The 18,118-nt window shown below is 73.3% G+C and carries 14 protein-coding genes; 4 read left to right on the top strand and 10 right to left on the bottom strand.

Annotation, left to right across the window (positions count from 1 at the left end; translation table 11 throughout):
* From AWW66_RS04970 to AWW66_RS04945, 6 genes are all read right to left on the bottom strand, one after another.
* A partial coding sequence (locus AWW66_RS04970; RefSeq protein ID WP_211271834.1) for a Rho termination factor N-terminal domain-containing protein occupies nt 1-212 on the bottom strand: 212 nt, incomplete at its 3' end.
* Nucleotides 213-502: 290 nt separating this feature from the next.
* Nucleotides 503-1,447, bottom strand: a complete 945-nt coding sequence (gene thrB / locus AWW66_RS04965; protein WP_067360335.1) for a homoserine kinase — start codon at nt 1,445-1,447, stop codon at nt 503-505.
* A gap of 157 nt (nt 1,448-1,604) precedes the next feature.
* A complete protein-coding gene (locus AWW66_RS04960; RefSeq protein WP_067360333.1) occupies nt 1,605-2,852 on the bottom strand; it encodes an MFS transporter in 1,248 nt (415 codons plus the stop codon).
* An 11-nt stretch (nt 2,853-2,863) separates the two neighbouring features.
* Complete coding sequence (locus tag AWW66_RS04955; protein ID WP_245647909.1) at nt 2,864-3,700, bottom strand: polysaccharide deacetylase family protein; 837 nt, start codon at nt 3,698-3,700, stop codon at nt 2,864-2,866.
* Nucleotides 3,701-3,863: 163 nt separating this feature from the next.
* Complete coding sequence (locus tag AWW66_RS04950) at nt 3,864-7,214, bottom strand: efflux RND transporter permease subunit (protein WP_067360331.1); 3,351 nt, start codon at nt 7,212-7,214, stop codon at nt 3,864-3,866.
* Between the two features lie 81 nt (nt 7,215-7,295).
* Nucleotides 7,296-9,065, bottom strand: coding sequence for an ABC transporter ATP-binding protein (locus tag AWW66_RS04945; protein ID WP_245647907.1), 1,770 nt, complete (start codon nt 9,063-9,065; stop codon nt 7,296-7,298).
* A 73-nt stretch (nt 9,066-9,138) separates the two neighbouring features.
* Between AWW66_RS04945 and AWW66_RS04940 the strand changes: the two genes are divergently transcribed.
* Complete coding sequence (locus tag AWW66_RS04940; protein WP_067360329.1) at nt 9,139-9,735, top strand: TetR/AcrR family transcriptional regulator; 597 nt, start codon at nt 9,139-9,141, stop codon at nt 9,733-9,735.
* Nucleotides 9,736-9,830: 95 nt separating this feature from the next.
* On the opposite strand, the gene thrC is transcribed toward AWW66_RS04940, so the two are convergent.
* The 4 genes from thrC to argS form a co-directional block, all read right to left on the bottom strand.
* Entirely contained in the window at nt 9,831-10,880 is a 1,050-nt protein-coding gene (gene thrC, locus AWW66_RS04935) for a threonine synthase (protein WP_067360327.1), read from the bottom strand.
* Nucleotides 10,881-11,028: 148 nt separating this feature from the next.
* On the bottom strand, nt 11,029-12,339 hold the full coding sequence (locus AWW66_RS04930; protein WP_067360325.1) for a homoserine dehydrogenase: 1,311 nt from the start codon (nt 12,337-12,339) through the stop codon (nt 11,029-11,031).
* A gap of 8 nt (nt 12,340-12,347) precedes the next feature.
* A complete protein-coding gene (gene lysA / locus AWW66_RS04925) occupies nt 12,348-13,760 on the bottom strand; it encodes a diaminopimelate decarboxylase (protein WP_067360323.1) in 1,413 nt (470 codons plus the stop codon).
* 25 nt (nt 13,761-13,785) lie between these two features.
* Nucleotides 13,786-15,450 (bottom strand): arginine--tRNA ligase, encoded by a 1,665-nt coding sequence (argS, locus tag AWW66_RS04920; protein ID WP_067360321.1) that lies wholly within the window; start codon nt 15,448-15,450, stop codon nt 13,786-13,788.
* 101 nt (nt 15,451-15,551) lie between these two features.
* Between argS and AWW66_RS04915 the strand changes: the two genes are divergently transcribed.
* From AWW66_RS04915 to AWW66_RS04905, 3 genes are all read left to right on the top strand, one after another.
* Complete coding sequence (locus tag AWW66_RS04915) at nt 15,552-16,397, top strand: thioredoxin-like domain-containing protein (RefSeq protein ID WP_067360319.1); 846 nt, start codon at nt 15,552-15,554, stop codon at nt 16,395-16,397.
* Between the two features lie 16 nt (nt 16,398-16,413).
* Nucleotides 16,414-17,082 carry a DUF305 domain-containing protein gene (locus AWW66_RS04910; protein WP_067360317.1) on the top strand — a complete coding sequence of 223 codons (669 nt, stop codon included), beginning with the start codon at nt 16,414-16,416 and terminating at the stop codon, nt 17,080-17,082.
* 234 nt (nt 17,083-17,316) lie between these two features.
* Nucleotides 17,317-18,009, top strand: a complete 693-nt coding sequence (locus AWW66_RS04905) for a winged helix-turn-helix domain-containing protein (RefSeq protein WP_067360315.1) — start codon at nt 17,317-17,319, stop codon at nt 18,007-18,009.
* Nucleotides 18,010-18,118 lie beyond the last annotated feature (109 nt).

The following is an 18,118-nucleotide window of genomic DNA, read 5'->3' as shown; positions in this document are numbered from 1 at the left end:
CCACCCTGCCGCTCGGTGATCGCGCTGATCAGCTCGCCCTTGCGCATGCGAGCCGTGCCGGAGATGCCGAGCGACGCGGCCAGGCTCTGCAGCTCCGGCAGCAGCATCGCGGACAGACCGGTACCGCTACGCCGCCGCCGGGTGGGGGCGGCGGCGGTGGCATCGCCAGCGACGTTGGAAACATCCGACGTCACGTCGGTGGTGTCGCTCAATGGATTCCTTCCCTCGATAGGCCGGACTGCCCGGAGTCGAACCAGGTGGCCGGGCGGCCTCGGTGCACCCGCCTCGCGTGACGCGTCGCGGGAGTCTGTGACACAGCAGCGGACGGTCTCCCGACCCACCAACCTCGGTGGGCAGGTGCCGCCACCTGCGGCGACCTGTGGAAACTGCGGTGCGGCGTGGGCCTTTGGCAGGGGTGACGGGCTGACCGCCGACAGCTTCGGGGGTGCGCCGACCCGCAGGAGATCGCATGCTTCGCGGCTGTGCTAGGCCTAGAGCGTAATCAACTCTTCCGACCTGCGGCAACAGGGTCCCGCTCGGCGTGTCCTAGTCTACCCCGGCTGACCAGCGCACCGCTGACGTCTATCGGCAACCGCCAGATCTGGCAATCCATTCCCGGCTCGAAGCCCTCGGGCGGCTCGGTGAAGGCCAGCACGGTCGGCCCCGCCCCACTGACCACAGCCGGCACTCCCGCCGCACGCAAGGCGGTGACCAGGGCGTACGTCCCGGGCATCCCGGCCGCGCGGTAGTGCTGGTGCAGCCGGTCGACGGTCGCCGGGAGCAGCAGGGCCGGCTCGCTGGTCAGCGCGTGCACCAGCAGGGCGGCCCGGCCGGCGGTCAGCGCGGCGTCGGCGTGCGGCACGGTGCCCGGCAGCGCCGCCCGCGCCTCGGCGGTCAGCCCCCGCTCCACGGGCACGAAGACCGTCGGTCGGACGCCCTCGGCGACCGGCAGACAGACCGCGCGGGCGCCGGACTCCTCGGTCCACGCCACGGTGAACCCGCCGAGCAGGCACGGCGCGACGTTGTCCGGATGGCCCTCGATCTCGGCGGCCAGCCGCAGCGCCGCCGCGTCGTCCATCCGCCGCGTCCCGTCGACCACCAGGGCCCGCGCGAGCTGCACCCCGGCGACGATCGCCGCCGAGGAGGAGCCCAGCCCCCGGGCCTGCGGGATCCGGTTGACGCATTCCACCGACAGCCCCGGCGGCTGCCCGCCGAGCACCTCGAACGTGGCCCGCATGGCCCGGACCACCAGGTGCCGGTCGTCGGCGGGCAGCTCACCGGCGCCCTGGCCGGTCACCGTCACCCGCACGTCCCCGGTCGTCACCTCGGCGGAGACGTCGTCGTGGAGCCCGAGGGCGAGCCCCAGCGCGTCGAATCCCGGCCCCAGGTTGGCGCTGGTGGCGGGTACCCGGACCCGGACCGGACCGGTTTCGAATGTCGTCGGCACGGGCTCATGCTAGGGCTCCGCGCCGACGTCGCCACGGGCCACCCGCCGGCTGGGACGCGCCGACCGCCCACCGGCCGCCGCCCGGCCCACCGGCCCGGGACCCGTCGGCCCGCTGTAACGCCACCGGCCCGGGCCCGTCGGCCCGGACCGGGGCCGCCTACCGGGTGCTCGGCACCGGGTCCGCCGGCGCGGCCGGCTCGGTGAGGGACAACCCCCGGGTGGCGATCCGCCAGCCGATCGCGTAGACCAGGGTGACCAGGCCGCACCCCGCCAGCACCACCCGCTCGTCCACCAGGTCCACCACGGCGGCGACGACGAGTTGGCTCACCGAGATGGCCACCGTGGCGAGCATCATGTCGGTGGCGAAGACCCGCCCCCGCAAACGGTCCGGCACCTCGCCCTGGAGGGCGTAGTTGGACATCACCCAGTTGCTGCCACCGGCGAAGTGGGCCAGGAAGACCAGCACCAGCACCAGCGGGAACCAGTCGACGACCGAGGCACCCAGATAGGACAGCCCGTACAGCGACATGGACAGGGCCAGGCCGGTGAGCAGCCAGGCCCGCCGGGTCAGCAGCCGGCGCATCAGGATCGGCCCCACCAGCGCGCCCGCGCCCCGGACGGCGAAGAGCAGCCCGGCGCCCATCGCGCCGACCCCGTACACCCCGGCCAGCAGCGGGAAGACGGTGAGCACGCCGTTGCCGAGGCCCACCGCGGACTTCACCGTGACCAACGCCAGCACCCGGGGCCGGTGTCCGATGTAGACCAGCGCCTCGCGGATCGCCGCCCAGGTGCGTTGCCGTTCCCCGGCGCCCGCCGTCCCGGCCTGGAGCGGCCGGCGGATGGTCGCGGTCACCCCGGCCGCCAGCGCCAGCGCCGCCACGGCCACCCAGAAGCAGACGTACGGGCCGGCCGCCGCGCTGAGCACCCCGCCCAGCGACGCGCCGACCACGGTCATCGTGCCCCAGGCGGACCCGGCGACCGCGTTGCCGGCGGCGAGTTCCGCCGGCTCCAGCACGTTGGGCAGGGCCGCCTGGGCGGCGGGCAGGTAGAAGGCCTTCGCCACCCCGATCACGCCGATGCCGACCAGGGCCAACCAGGCCGTCCCGGCGTCGCGGACCCCGAGCAGCAGCAGCGCGCCGAGCAGGGCGGCCCCGTTCGCCGCCATCATGATGGTGCGGCGGTCGAACCGGTCGGCGATGGTCCCGGTGTACGGCAGCAGCAACGCCACGACACCGGTGTCCACGGCCAGTACCAGCGCGCCCCACACCCCGCTGCCGGTCAACGCGGGCAGCAGCACCAGCAGGGGCACCATGACGAACCAGTCGGCGCCGAAGACCACCAGTTCGGCGAGGAAGAGATTACGGAAGCTCCGGTTCCGGGTGAGAACCGCAAGGGTTGAAGCCACGTGGCCCGACCCTACCCGGCTGTCACCGCCGGGCCGTCGTTCTGCAGCATCTGCGACACCGTGACGAATTCGTACCCCCGGTCCCGCAGCCCGGTTATCAGCAGCGGCAGTCCGTCCAGCGCCACCCGGCGTCGCCGCGTACCGACGTCGTGGGCGAGCAGGATGGTGCCGGGCCGGACGTCGGCGACGATCCGGCGGGCGTGCCCGACCGGGTCGTCGGGGTACTCCCGCTCGACCATCTGCAACGACCAGAGCACCAGCCGGTAGTCGAGCCGGACGGCCGCGTGCAGCACCGCCCCGCCGAGGTGGCCGTACGGCGGCCGGAACAGCCGGGGCGGGACGCCGGCGGCCTCGGCCACCGCCTCGTGGGCGCGGCACAGATCCTCGTGCACCGCCGGGGCGTCGAGGCGGGCCAGGTCCTGGTGGGCCCAGCTGTGGTTGCCCACCTCGTGCCGGCCCAACCGGCCCCGGACCAGGTCGGCGTGCCGCCGGGCCCGCTCACCGACCAGGAAGAAGGTGGCCGGGACGGCGTACCGGTCGAGGGTGTCCAGCACCATCGGGGTCCACTGTGGGCGGGGGCCGTCGTCGAAGGTCAGCGCCACCCGGTTGCCGCTCCGGCCGCCCGCCCAGGTGATCGAGAGCACTCCCCGGCCGACCTCCTGGCGCAGGTTGCCCGAGGTGGCGCTGACCGGACCGTCCGGCAGCGGCTCGCCCCGGCGCAGCAGGGACCGGCCCTGGGTGGCGCTGGTGGCGAGGGTGGCGCCCCCGGCGAGCAGCGCAGCCTGCCGAAGGACGGTACGCCGGCTCCACCGGCCCGTACCGCCCGACACGGCCCGCTCCCGCTCCATCTGGGCTCCCTGACCGGGCAGAACTCTCGGCAATCGATTAACTACTCAGCGTACCCGCTGGATGGCGGAGTGACACCGGCCGGACGGCGGACGCCCCGGCGGGGTGCTCCCACCGGGGCGTCCGGGCCGACGGGGGCACCCGCCGGGGCTACTGCACGAGGTGCTACTCGGTCGGCGGCAACGGCGACTGCCGGCTCTTCGGCAGCCGGAGCACCTCGAACTGGTCGGTACCGTCGATCAGCGCCCCGGAGGGGGCCGGCCGGGCCGCCGGCTCGGCGCCTCCGCCGTCGGTGCCCGTCGGGGCCGGCGTCCCCACCCGGGCCGGCGCGGTCGCCTCCGGCGCACCGGCCGGACGCTCACCGGCCGGCCGCTCCGTCGCCGAGCCCGCAGCCGGCTCCGGGCCGGTCCCGGCCGGTGCCGCACCGTCCCGGGCCGCACCGGCCGCAGCCGCACCGCGTCGCCGCGCCCGGCGGGTCCGGAACGACTCCTTGGTGTGCTCCGCCATCGCGTACAGCGTCGGCACCAGGACCAGGGTCAGCAGCGTCGAGCTGAGCAGGCCGCCGATCACCACGATGGCCAACGGCTGCGAGATGAAGCCCCCCTCGCCGGTGAGCCCGAACGCCATCGGCAGCAGCGCGAAGATCGTGGCGACCGCGGTCATCAGGATCGGGCGCAGCCGGCGCCGGCCGCCCTCGACCACCGCCTCCCGGACCCCCATGCCCTGCTCGCGGTACTGGTTGACCAGGTCCAGCAGGACGATCGCGTTGGTCACCACGATGCCGACGAGCATCAGCACACCGATCAGCGCCGGTACGCCCATCGGGGTGCCGGTCGCCAGCAGCAGGCCGATCGCCCCGGTCGCCGCGAACGGCACGGAGACCAGCAGGATCAGCGCCTGGACCAGGCTCCGGAACGTCGCCACCATGATCAGGAAGACGATCGCGATCGCGGCCAGCACCGCCAGCCCCAGGTCCGCGAAGGCCTCCTCCTGGTCGGCGCTGACCCCGCCCAGGGCGAAGGTCGCCCCGGGCACGTCCAGCCCGTCCAGCCGCTCCCGCAGCTCCTGACTGGTCGCGCCGAGGTTCGAGCCGGTCGCCGTGCCGGTCACCGCGACGCTGCGTTCCCCGTCGATCCGGGTGATCTGCTGCGGCCCCTCCGACTGGGTGATGTCGGCGATGTCGTCCAGGGTGACCGGCCCGACCCGCAGCTCGCGCAACTCGTCGACGGTGGTCGGCGGGGTGGCCCCGGTGGCGAGCACCACGGGACGCTGCCCGCCGTCGACCGACACCTGCCCCAACGGGGTGCCCCGGTAGATCTGCGCCACCAGTTGACCGACCGCCGCCTCGGTGAGCCCGGCACGGGCCGCCGCGATCCGGTCGACCACGACCTCCACCCGGGGCACCCGCTCCGCCAGGCTGCTGGACACGTCGGCGACGTCGGGCGTACCGGCCATCACCTGGCGGGCCTCCTCGGCCGCCCGCGCCAGCGTGTCGGGGTCCGACGCCTGGACGATCACCCGGATCTCGTTGGCGGCGGCGCCGCCCTGCCCGCCACCGAAGGTGATCTCCCCGGCGGCGGGGCCGAGGCCGTCGAACTCCTTGCGCAGGATCTCCCGCATCTGCGCGGCGTCGGTCTCGCCGTCCAGCGCCAGCGAGAAGGAGGCGGTCGCGTTGCCACCACCCCCGGCGAACGGGTTGTCGCCGCCGCCCGCCGTGACCTGGTAGCTCTCCACCCCGTCGGTGCGGGCCAGCACCGCCTCGACCTGGCGGGCGGCCTGGTCGGTGCCGGCCAGGCCGGTACCCGCCGGCAGCTTCTGGGTGATGTTCAGGGTGTCCTGGCCGGAGTCGTCCAGGAAGTTGGTCTCCAGCCGCTGGGCGAGCAGGAGCGTGCCGGAGAGCACGACCACACCGGCCACCAGGGTGATCCACCGGGTCTTCCGGGTACGGGTGGCGAAGTCGATGACCGGCAGGTACCCCCGCTGCAACGGGTTGCGCAGCTCCTTCTCCTCGGCGGCCCGGCGTACCTCGGCGTCGGAGGTGGCCGGCGGCTTCAGGAACCAGTACGCCAGCACCGGGATCACGGTCAGGGAGACCAGCAGCGAGGCCAGCAACGCCACCGTGACGGTGATCGCGAAGGGCGCGAAGAGCTGCCCGACGAAGCCGCCGACCAACGCGATCGGGGCGAAGACCGCCACCGTGGTCAGCGTGGAGGCGGTCACGGCGCCGGCCACCTCGCGGACCCCGGTGAGGATCGCCTCCCGCTTCGGCTCGCCGTACTCCAGGTGGCGTTTGATGTTCTCCAGCACCACGATCGAGTCGTCCACCACCCGGCCCACCGCGATGGTCAGCGCGCCCAGGGTGAGCAGGTTCAGCGAGTAGTCCCCGATCCACAGGGCCAGCAGCGCCACCAGCACGGAGAGCGGGATGGAGACGGCGGTGACCACGGTGGAGCGCACCGACAGCAGGAAGACCAGGATGACGATGACCGCCATCACCAGCCCGAGCAGACCCTCCGTGCTCAGCGTCTCGATCGACTTCTCCACGAACGGCGCCTGGTCGAAGACCACCGTCAGGTCGGCTCCGGCAGCGGTCTCCAGCTCGGCGAGCCGGTCCCGGATCTCGTGCGAGATCTCGACGGCGTTGCCGTCCGGCGCGGCGGTGATGGCGAGGCCGAGGCTGTCCTGGCCGTTGGTCCGGGTGAAGGCGGTGGGCGGGGCGAGCTGCTGCTCGACCGAGGCGACGTCGCCGAGCTTCACCGGCGCGGTCTTCGGCTGGGTCGAGACGAGCGCGATCCCGCGCAGGTCCTCCAGGCTGGCGATCGGGGTGCCGACCTGCACGGTCAGCGCCCTGGTCCCGTCGGTGACCGCACCCGCCGGCACCGCCACCCCGTTGTTCTTCAACGCCGTGCCGATCGCGGTCGGGGCGAGCTTGGCCTTGGCGAGCTTGGCCGGATCCGGGGTGATCACCACGACGTCGTCGCGGTCCCCGGTGACGTCCACCGACCGGACCCCGTCGATCGCCTCCAACTCCGGCACGACCGTGTCGCGGAGCCGGGCGGCGAGGGCCCGCTCGTCGCCGCCGGTGGTCGCGGCGATCACCACGGCCGGCAGGTCGTCGGTGCTCCCGGCGATGACCTGCGGGTCCACGTTCTCCGGAAGCTGCGAGTCGATCCGGCTCAACGCGGTCTGCATCTTGTTGACCACGTCGTCCAGGTCGGTACCGAACGCGTACTGCACCTGGACGGTGGCGAAGCCCTCGCGGGAGGTCGAGGTGACCTCCTCCAGCCCCTCGATCCCCTGGAGGCTGTTCTCGATCGGCTCGGTGACCTGGGATTCCACGATCTCGGGCGCGGCGCCGGGGTACCCGGCCACGATGAACGCGGCCGGGAACTCCAGCGACGGCAGAAGTTGCTGCTTCAGCGACGGCACGGCGAGCGCCCCGAAGAGCGTGGTCACCACCGCGATGAGGGCGACCAGCCCTCGGTTGGCGAGGCTGAATCTGGCGAGCAGCGACATCGGCGTGGCTCACTCCTGGAAGAAGGATGTTCGGCAGGAGCAGTCTGCCCGACCCCGCGACCACGACGGGCTGCGGGGCGCTCAGTGGACGGCGGCGTCCGCCACCGCTTCGGGGGTGATCCGCAGCGCGGCCACCAGGTCCCGGTAGAGCGCGTCCTCGCGGAGCAGGTCGCGGTGGCTGCCCACGGCCCGGATCCGGCCGCGCTCCATCACCACGATCTGGTCGGCGTCGAGCACGGTGGAGAGCCGGTGCGCGATGGTCACCACGGCGCCCACCGCCGCCCGGTCCCGCACGCAGCGCGTGACGGCCGCCTCGGTGAGGCCGTCGACCTGCGCGGTCGCCTCGTCGAGCAACAGCACGTCCGGGGTACGCAGGACGGCGCGGGCGAGCGCGATGCGCTGCCGCTCCCCGCCGGAGACCGACGTCGCGGTGAGCGGGGTGTCCAGGCCCAGGTCGAACGACGCGACCCGGTCGGCCAGGTGCACCGTCCGCAGCGCCTCCCACAGTTCCTCGTCGGTGGCGTCCGGATGGGTGAACCGGAGGTTGTCCCCGATCGTCCCGGGCACCACCGGGGCGTCCTGCTCCACGTAGGCCAGCCGGCCCCGGACCTCGGCCGGGCTGAGGTCGGGGTACGGCCGGCCGTCGAGCAGCAGGACGCCGTCGACCGGTTCGAGGAACCGCAGCAGCAGCGAGAAGAGGGTGGTCTTGCCGGCACCGGAGGGGCCTACCAGGGCGGTGTGGCCGGTGCGGGGGATCCGCAGGTCGATGTCGCTGACCGCGGGGTCGCCGTCCGGCCCGTACCGCGCGGTGACCCCCCGGAACACGAGCACCGGGTCGCCCCGGCGAGGCGTCGGCGCGACGTCGGGGACCGGTCGGGTGCCCGGCGCGCCGGCCGGCTCGACCTCGATCGCCTCGATCTCCCGGATCCGGCTCGCCGCCGCGATCCCGGCCTGCATCGCGGTCAGGTTCTGGGTGAGCTCGCCGATCGGGCCCATGAGCTGGAAGGCGTACAGCAGGAAGGCGATCAGGGTCGAGACCTCGATCAGCCCACGCTCGGCCCGCGCCGCCCCGAAGCCGAGGATGACGATGACGGCCACCTGGATGCCGGTCCAGGAGATCGTCCAGACCACGGCGGACCGCCGGGCGGCCCGGACGCTGTGCCGGGCGGTGTCCCGGGCGTACCCGGTGATCAACTCGGTCTGACGGGGCTCGGCCCGGCTGGCCTTGACGGTGCGGATGGCGCGCAGCGCGCCCTCCAGGGTGCCGCCGAGCCGGCCCACGGACTCCTGCGCCGCCTCCTGGGCCCGCCCGATGGCGGGCATGATCAGCCCCATCAGCACGGCCACCAGGACCACCGCGACCAGCGTCGCGCCCAGCAGCACCACGTCGAGCACGCCCATCAGGGCCAGCGTCCCGACCAGGGCCACCGCGCCGTTGATCAGGCCGACGACGCTGCCGGACGCCTCGTGCAACAGGGCCGGGTCGGAGGTGGCCCGGGTGACCAGCTCACCGCCCGGTCGCCGGGTGAGCTGGTCGATGCGGGCGGCGAAGTACCGCCGGATGATCGACACCCGGGCCTCGTACACCACCCGCTCGGCCACGGTGCCCATCAGGATCCACTGCCACAGGCCGATGCCGGCCCCGACGACGACCAGGGCCAGCAGGACGAGGATCGGACGGGTCAACGGCTCCCCGGCGCCGAGGGTGTCGAGCACCCACTTGGTCACCAGCGGGGTGGCCAGCCCGGCCGCGTTGGCGACCAGACCCAGCAGCAGGCCGAGCAGCATGGCGGGCCAGTGCGGGCGGAGCAGGGCGAACAGCAGGTGTCGTCGCGAGGCGGAGGCAGTCACCCCGGGAGTGGAACACGTACGTTCCATTACGGGCAACCGATATTCCAGAAAGGGGCGTTGCTAACCTGTCGCCATGGTCAGTTCACCGGAGAGTGGGAGCCGGACCCGCACCCGGCAGGCGATCCTCGACGCCGCCATCGAGGTGCTCGGCCAGAACGCCGCCGCCTCCCTCGGCGAGATCGCCACTGCGGCGCAGGTCGGCCGGACCACCCTGCACCGGTACTTCCCCGAACGGTCCGACCTGCTGGCGGCCGTCTCCGCCGAGGGTGCGGCCCGGCTGCGCCGGGCCGACGAACGCGCCCGGCTGGACGAGGGCACGGGTGCCGCCGCGTTCCACCGGCTCTGCACCGAGTACTTCGACCTCGGCGGGCTGCTCTCACTGCTCTTCGCCGAGCCGCAACTGATCACCGACCCGTACTGGTCCGAGGAGGGCTGCGACGACGACTTCGTCGCGATGGTGGCGCGCGGCCACGCGGACGGCACCATCGACCCGGCGCTACCCGCCGACTGGTTGCAGAGCACCCTCTGGTCGCAGCTCTACGGCGGGTGGAGCTACCTGGCCGAGCACGACATCTCCCGACACGAGGTGCTCACCCTGGTCACCCGCACCCTGACCAAGGCCATCGCGCCCCCACCGCCCCACGATCGTGCATTCACCGCCCCGACATAAGGGGGCAAAGCCGCCACACCCGGGGCCGAAAGTGCACGATCGCGGCGACTGCCGGCCACGCCGCTCCCCCGCCCGGTCCGCTGGGGATCAGAGGGTCAGGCGAGATCCAGGGAGCGGGCGGCGGCCAGCGGGTCGTTGGCGATGGTGATCGGGGCCGGGGCGGTGGTGATGGCCCACTCCGGGTCCTTCAGGCCGTGGCCGGTGACCGTGCAGACCACCGTCGAGCCGGCCGGCACCAGGCCGGCCGCCGCCTGCTGCAGCAGGCCGGCCACGCTCGCCGCGCTGCCCAGCTCGACGAAGACGCCGACCTCCCGGGCGAGCAGCCGGTACGCGGTGAGGATCTCCCGGTCGGTGACCGCGGCGATCAGCCCGCCGGAGGCGTCCCGGGCGTCGACGGCCCGGGTCCAGCTCGCCGGGTTGCCGATCCGGATCGCGGTGGCGATCGTGGACGGCTCGGTCACCACCTGCCCGGTCACGATCGGGGCGGCGCCGGAGGCCTGGAAGCCGTACATCTTCGGGGCGCGGGTGGCGTTGCCGTCGCGCAGGTCCTCCGAGTAGCCCATCCAGTACGCGGAGATGTTGCCGGCGTTGCCGACCGGCAGGCAGTGGATGTCGGGGGCGTCGCCGAGCGCCTCGACGATCTCGAAGGCGGCGGTCTTCTGGCCCTGCAGCCGGTCGATGTTGACCGAGTTGACCAGGGCCACCGGGTAGTCCTGGGCGAGCTTGCCGGCCAACGCCAGGCAGTCGTCGAAGTTGCCGTTGACCTGGAGCAGCTTCGCCCCGTGCACGAGCGCCTGGGCCAGCTTGCCCAGCGCGATCTTGCCCTGCGGCACCAGCACCGCGCAGGTGATCCCGGCGCGGGCCGCGTACGCGGCGGCGGAGGCGCTGGTGTTACCGGTCGAGGCGCAGATGATCGCCTTGTCCCCGGCGCCGACCGCCTTGGAGACCGCCAGGGTCATCCCCCGGTCCTTGAACGACCCGGTCGGGTTCGCCCCCTCGACCTTGAGGTACACGTCGCAGCCGAGCCGGGCGGAGAGGACCGGCGCCGGCAGCAGCGGGGTGTTCCCCTCGTGCAGGGTGACGACGGGCGTGGCGTCGGTGACCGGCAGCCGGTCCCGGTAAGCCTCGATCAGACCCCGCCACATGTCGCTCTCCTCGCCTCTACCACCCCGCTGACCGGGGGACGTCTCCAGGGTGAACCAGCCGGCCGGACCGACCGGCGGCACACCCACCGTTACCCATCTGGCGGGACACCCGCCCGACGGGACCGTACCCGGCCAGTGCCGGGTCCGCTCACACCCCGCCCTCGACCCGCAGGACGCTGGTCACGGAGCGTACGGTGTCCAGGCCACGCAGCTCCCGGACCGTGGCGGCCAGCGCCGCGTCCGGCGCGACGTGGGTCACGATGACCAGGTCGGCGTCCTCGCCCCGGCCGCTGCCGGCCTCCGCCGAGCCCTGCCGGACGGTGGCGATCGACACGTCGTGCCGGGCGAACACCCCGGCCACCGAGGCGAGCACGCCCGGCCGGTCGGCCACGTCGAGGCTGATGTGGTACCGGGTGAGCGCCTCCCCCATCGGCCGCACCGACAGGTCGGCGTACGCGGACTCGCTGGCCGCCCGCGCCCCGGCGAGCCGGTTGCGGGCCACCGCCACCACGTCGCCGAGGACCGCGCTGGCGGTCGGCGCCCCACCGGCGCCCCGGCCGTAGAACATGAGCTGCCCGGCCGCCTCGGCCTCCACGAAGACCGCGTTGAAGGCGTCACCGACGCTGGCCAGCGGGTGGCTGAGCGGGATCATCGCCGGGTGCACCCGGACGCTGACCGTCTCCCGGCCCTGCGGGTCGGCGCCCCGGGCGGCGATGCAGAGCAGCTTGATGGTGCACCCCATCGCCTTGGCGCTGGCCATGTCGGCGGCGGTGACCTCGGTGATCCCCTCCCGGTACACGTCGGCCGCGCCGACCCGGGTGTGGAAGGCCAGCGAGGCCAGGATCGCCGCCTTCGCCGCCGCGTCGAAGCCCTCCACGTCGGCGGTCGGGTCGGCCTCGGCGTACCCCAGCTCGGTCGCCTCCTCCAGGGCCTCGGCGAAGCCGGCGCCGCTGGCGTCCATCGCGGAGAGAATGAAGTTGGTGGTGCCGTTGACGATGCCGGTGACCCGGTTGATCCGGTCCCCGTGCAGCGACTCGCGCAGCGGGCGCAGCAGCGGGATCGCCCCCGCCACCGACGCCTCGTAGTACAGGTCGGCCCCGCCCTCGGCCGCCGCGTCGTGCAGCGCGCCGCCGTCCTCGGCCAGCAGGGCCTTGTTCGCGGTCACCACGCTCTTGCCGGCCCGCAGCGCCTCCACCAGCCAGGTCCGGGCCGGCTCGATGCCGCCGACCATCTCGACCACGACGTCCACGTCGTCGGACTTGATCAGGGCGAGCGGGTCGGTGGTGAACAGCGCCGGGTCGACCGGCAGGTCACCACGGTCCCGGCCGTGCCGGCGCACGGCGATGCCGGCGATCTCCAGGGGGGCGCCGATCCGGGCGGCGAGATCGGCCGACTGCTCGTGCAGCAGGCGGACCACCTCGCTGCCGACGGTGCCGCAGCCGAGCAGGGCCAGGCGCACAGGTGACGTCATCCAACATCCAATGCCAGCAGGTCTTCTTCGGTCTCCCGCCGGACGATGAGGCGGGCCCGGCCTTCACGGACCGCGACCACCGGGGGCCGGGGAACGTGGTTGTAGTTGCTGGCCATGCTCCGGCAGTAGGCACCGGTGCCGGGCACGGCAACAAGATCTCCGGGCTGCACGTCGGCGGGCAGGAATTCATCCTTCACCACGATGTCCCCGGATTCACAATGCTTTCCCACCACGCGGGCGAGGATCGGCCGGGCGGTCGACTCCCGGGAGGCCACCGTCGCCGAGTACGAGGCGTCGTACAGGGCGGTCCGGATGTTGTCGCTCATCCCGCCGTCCACGCTGACGTACGCGCGGCGCGCGTCGGTGCCGTCCCCGTCGGTGCCCAGCAGCACGGACTTCACCGTGCCCACCTCGTAGAGGGTGAAGACGGCGGGGCCGACGATGGCCCGGCCGGGCTCGATCGACAGGTGCGGTACGGCGAGCTTCTCCGCCGCGCACTCGGCGTCGACGATCTTGCGCAGCCGCTTCGCCAGGTCCGCCGGGGCGGACGGGTCGTCCTGGGTGGTGTACGCGATGCCGAACCCGCCGCCGAGGTCCAGCTCGGGCAGCTCCACCCCGCGCGCGTCGCGGATCTGCGCCTGCAGGGCGAGCACCCGCCGGGCGGAGACCTCGAACCCGCTGGTGTCGAAGATCTGCGAGCCGATGTGCGAGTGCAGCCCGCGCAGCTCCAGCACGCCCTCGTCGATGATCCGCAGCGCCGCCGCGATCGCCGCCCCGCCGGCCAGCGAGAAGCCGAACTTCTGGTCCTCGTGGGCGGTGGCGATGAACTCGTGGGTGTGCGCCTCGACGCCGACGGTGACCCGGATCAGCACGGCCGGGCGCACCCCCCGCTCCCGGGCCAGCGCGGTGAGCCGCTCGATCTCGGTGAACGAGTCGACGATGATCCGGCCCACCCCGGCGTCCAGGGCCCGGGTCAGCTCGGTCACGGACTTGTTGTTGCCGTGGAACCCGATCCGCTCCGGGGGCATCCCGGCCGACAGCGCGGTGGCCAGCTCACCCCCGGTGCAGACGTCCAGGAACATGCCCTCCTCGGCGATCATCCGGACCACCGCGCGGCAGAGGAACGCCTTGCCCGCGTAGTAGACGTCCTCGGTCGGGAAGGCGGCCCGGAACTCCCGGCACCGGGACCGCAGGTCGTCCTCGTCCAGCACGTACACCGGGGTGCCGAACTCGGCCGCGATCTCCCGGACGCCGAGGCCCGCGACGGCGAGCGCGCCGTCGGCGGCCCGCGCCACGTTGCGCGGCCACAGTTGCGGCACCAGGGCGTTGACGTCGACCGGGGTACGCAACCAGGCCGGCCCCCGGCTGCCGAGGTCGCCGTGCAGCGCCCCGGCCTCGTGTGCCCGCATCAGCCCTGTCCTCCCATGGTGGTGCTCACATCCGTTCCGGAGCGGAGACGCCGAGCAGGTGCAGCCCGTTGGCGATCACCGTACGGGTGGCGTCGTTGAGCCAGAGCCGGGCCCGGTGCAGGTCGGTGACCTCCTCGTCGCCGCGCGGCAGGATCCGGCAGTTGTCGTAGAACCGGTGGTACGCCCCGGAGAGCTCCTCCAGGTACCGGGCCACCCGGTGCGGCTCGCGCAGCTCGGCGGCGGCGGCCACCGTGGCGGGGAACTCGGCGAGCGCCTTGAGCAGCTCGTTCTCCTTCTCGTGGGCGAGCAGCTCGGGGCGGAACGCCTCGGCGTCGCCCCGGGTCAGCCCCACCTCGGCGGCGTTGCGGCCGACGCTGGCGGTCCGGGCCGCCACGTACTGCACGTAGTAGACCGGGTTGTCCCGGCTGGCCCGGGTCCACAGCTCCACGTCGATGTCGATCGGGGAGTCGCTGGAGTAGCGGGCCAGCGCGTACCGGGCGGCGTCCACCCCGATCGCGTCGACCAGGTCCTCCAGGGTGACCACGGTGCCGGCCCGCTTGCTCATCCGCACCGGCGCCCCGTCGCGGACCAGGCTGACCAGCTGGCCGATGAGGATCTCCAGGTGGACCTGCGGGTCGTCGCCGAAGCAGGCGGCCATCGCCTTCATCCGGCCGACGTAGCCGTGGTGGTCGGCGCCGAGCATGTACACCGCCCGGTCGAAGCCGCGCTCCCGCTTGTCGAGGTAGTACGCGCAGTCGGCGGCGAAGTACGTCCACTCGCCGTTGGACTTGCGCAGCACCCGGTCCTTGTCGTCGCCGAAGTCGGTGGTGCGCAGCCAGACCGCCCCGTCGCGCTCGTCGACGTGCCCCTGCTCCCGCAGCCGGGTCAGGGCGTGCTCCAGCTCACCCCGGTCGTGCAGGTCCTTCTCGTTGAAGTAGGTGTCGAAGTCCACCCCGAACCCGCGCAGCGAGGACTTGATCTCGTCGAACATCAACGCGACGCCCTCGACCCGGAACACCTCCTGGGCGGCCTCGTCGGGCAGCGTCGCCACCTCGGGGCGCTTGGCCCGGACCTGCTCGGCGATCTCGGCGATGTACGCCCCGCCGTACCCGTCCTCCGGGGCCGGCTCGCCCTTGGCGGCGGCGAGCAGGGACCGGGCGAACCGGTCGATCTGGGAGCCGGCGTCGTTGAAGTAGTACTCGGTGCCGACCTCGGCGCCGCTGGCCCGCAGCAGCCGGCTCAGCGCGTCACCGACGGCCGCCCACCGGACCCCGCCGATGTGCACCGGGCCGGTCGGGTTGGCCGAGACGAACTCCAGGTTGATCTTCTGTCCGGCCAGGGCGGTGCCGCCCCCGTACGCCGGGCCGGCCTCGACGATCGACCGGGCGAGCAGGCCGGCGGCGGCGGCGTCCAGGCGGATGTTCAGGAAGCCCGGACCGGCGATCTCCACCGACTTGATCCCGGGTGTCCGGCCGAGCTGCTCGGACAGGTCGGCGGCCAACTCCCGGGGCGGGACCCCCACCCGCTTGCTGAGCTGGAGGGCCAGGGTCGAGGCGTAGTCACCGTGCTCGGGGTTGCGGGGTCGCTCGACCGCGGTCCGCTCCGGCAGGGCGGAGCGGTCCAGGCCCCGCGCGTCGAATACGGCGTGGGCAGCGGAGAGTACGGCCTCGGCTAGTTCTGCGGGAGTCACCGAACCATGTTATCGGGGGTAGACTCGGTCCCCGCGGCGGCGACCCGGAGCGGGGAACCGGCCCGCCGGCCCCCCTTGACCGACCGACCTGACGAGGCACGATGAGCATCAGCACCCCGGGCGGCAACCAGAGCCGTCCGTCCGTGGTCAGCACCGGCAAGAAGCCGGCGGCCGACCGGCCCGCCGCCGGCGGCAAGCCCACTGCCAGCGGCAAGGCCGGGGGCAAGTCCGGCGCGACCAAGCCGGGAGCAGGCAAGTCGGGCGCCCGACCGGGCGGCGGCGGCAAGGGCCGCAAGCCGATCACCCCGGTCAAGGTCAGCCAGGGCCGCGCCTGGGGCCCGATCGCCCTCTTCGTCGCGGTCGGCGTCCTGGCCGTCTCGATCATCGGCTACGGCGCCTGGGCCTCGTTCCAGGGCTCGAAGCCCTGGGAGGAGCGCGCCGAGGCCATCGAGGGCATCGTCAACTTCCGCAAGACGGACCCCGAGCTGGTCAAGGGCGCCAACCACCAGGAGGGCCCCGTCCAGTACGCGCAGGCCCCACCGGTCGCCGGCCCGCACAACAGCTCCTGGCAGAACTGCATGGGCGACGTCTACGACGCCCCGATCGCCAGCGAGCACGCGGTGCACAGCCTGGAGCACGGCGCGGTCTGGGTCACCTACCGTCCGGACCTGCCGGCCGACCAGGTGGAGAAGCTCGCCGAGCGGGTGCGCGGCAACGAGAAGACCTTCCTCAGCCCGTTCCAGGGGCAGGACCGGCCGATCTCGCTGCAGACCTGGGGGTACCAGCTCAAGGTCGACAACGCCGACGACAGCCGGATCGACGACTTCATCAAGACGCTGCGGGTGAACGCCTCGATCGAGGGCCCGAACGCGCTCTGCTCGGGTGGCATCACCGCCACCGGCAACGCCCCGCGCGACGGCGCCCAGATGCCGCAGACCCAGGGCTGACCAGGGAGACGAACCGATGACCGCACCCACGATGGCCGACCGCGCCGACGCACCGGCCCCGGCCCCGAGCGAGGGCGGCCGGGCGAGCGCCCGCCGCTTCGGCACGGTGGCGCTGGCCGCCGCCGTCGTGGTCGGGCTTGTTCTCGGGTACGTCGGCGGGCTGTTCACGCCCACCCTGACCCGTCCGGGTGACGCGTCGGTGGAGGCCGGGTTCGCCCGGGACATGACCACCCACCACGCCCAGGCCGTGCAGATGGGGCTGGCCGCCTACCAGCGGGGCAGCGACCCGGAGGTACGCCAGATCGGCGTCGACATCGCCCTCGCCCAGCAGGGTGAGATGGGCGCGATGCAGACCTGGCTGCGCTCCTGGGGGCTGGACCCGTCGGGTTCGCAGCCCCGGATGGCCTGGATGGCGGGCGGGCAGGAGATGGTCAAGAACGGGCTGATGCCCGGCATGGCCACCCCCGAGGAGATGGCCCGCCTGGAGGCTGCGCAGGGTCGCGAGCTGGACGTGCTCTTCCTGGAGCTGATGATCACGCACCACACGGGCGGCATCCACATGATCGACGGGGTGCTCGGCAACAGCGACGAGCCGGACGTGGTCCGGACCGCCCAGACCATGAAGAACACCCAGCAGAGCGATCTGGTCAACCTGCGCAACGCCCTGGACCGCCTGCGCCCCTGAGCCCTCCCCGCAGCCGCCCGGACAAGGGTGGTGGTGACCCACCCGGGTCGCCACCACCCTTTACCTTTGCCCGTCCCCTCCCTCTCCGTAGCACCCTCGGTGATCAAGCGCCGGTAGGCAGGTGAGAGCATGGGGGGATTTGACGGTTTTGGTGCTTTCGGGGGATTGCGGCTGTTGGGGGTTTTTCTACCTACATATCGTGACCAGGAGTGATTCGGGCTCGTTGCGCAGGACGTGGGGGTTGCACTCAGAGACGCGCGCCGGTCGGTGACCAGTTGGTGCCGGCGGCACACCATCGGCGGTGACGGGACGGTGGCAGCCGTCCGTCGCGGACATCGGCAGGGCGAACCGGGCACGCTCAGCCGCGACCAGGAACTCGAACTGATCGACATGCTGCGGGGTGTCCACCCCGACGACTTCGGGCTGGACGAGGAGCTGTGGACGCGGCAGAGCCTCGCCACGCTCGTCCAGCGGCGGTTCGACCTCCCGCTGGACCACGGCACGGTCGGGGCGTACCTGCGCGCCTGGGGGCTGGGGCCGCGCGAGCCCCGGGAACGGGCCTGCGGGCTCTGCGTCGGCGCGGTCGAGCGCTGGGTACGCCTCGAGTACCCGTCGATCACCCGGGCCGCCCAGGACCACCTGGCCGAGGTCTACTGGATCGGCCGGGTACGCCTGCGCGGCACCATGCCGGCGGCCGACGTCCTCTCCGCCGTGTCGTCGCGGGGCCGGGTCCGGTTCATGATCACGACCCCGTCGGTCGACCCGCCGCTCCCCCGCGACTTCGTGCTGCGGCTCAGCGGCGCCGAGGAGCACCCGGTGCACCTGATCGTCGACGGCTCCTGGCCGCGCAACGAGTGGCCCCGCCGGCTGCCCCGGCGGATCGCGCTGCACCCGCTGCCCAGTTGCGGGCGGGCCCTGGCCGCCTGAGGGCACTGATCCGGCGGCGAGGCCCGGCCGGGACCGGCCCCGCCGGAGCGGGCCGCCCCCGCCAGCCGGGGCCGTCCGCCCTGGTGGGTGGCCGGGCACGGACGACACA

Source organism: Micromonospora rosaria (assembly GCF_001567585.1).
Classification (GTDB): domain Bacteria; phylum Actinomycetota; class Actinomycetes; order Mycobacteriales; family Micromonosporaceae; genus Micromonospora; species Micromonospora rosaria.
This window is presented reverse-complemented; position numbering and strand designations above follow the sequence as displayed.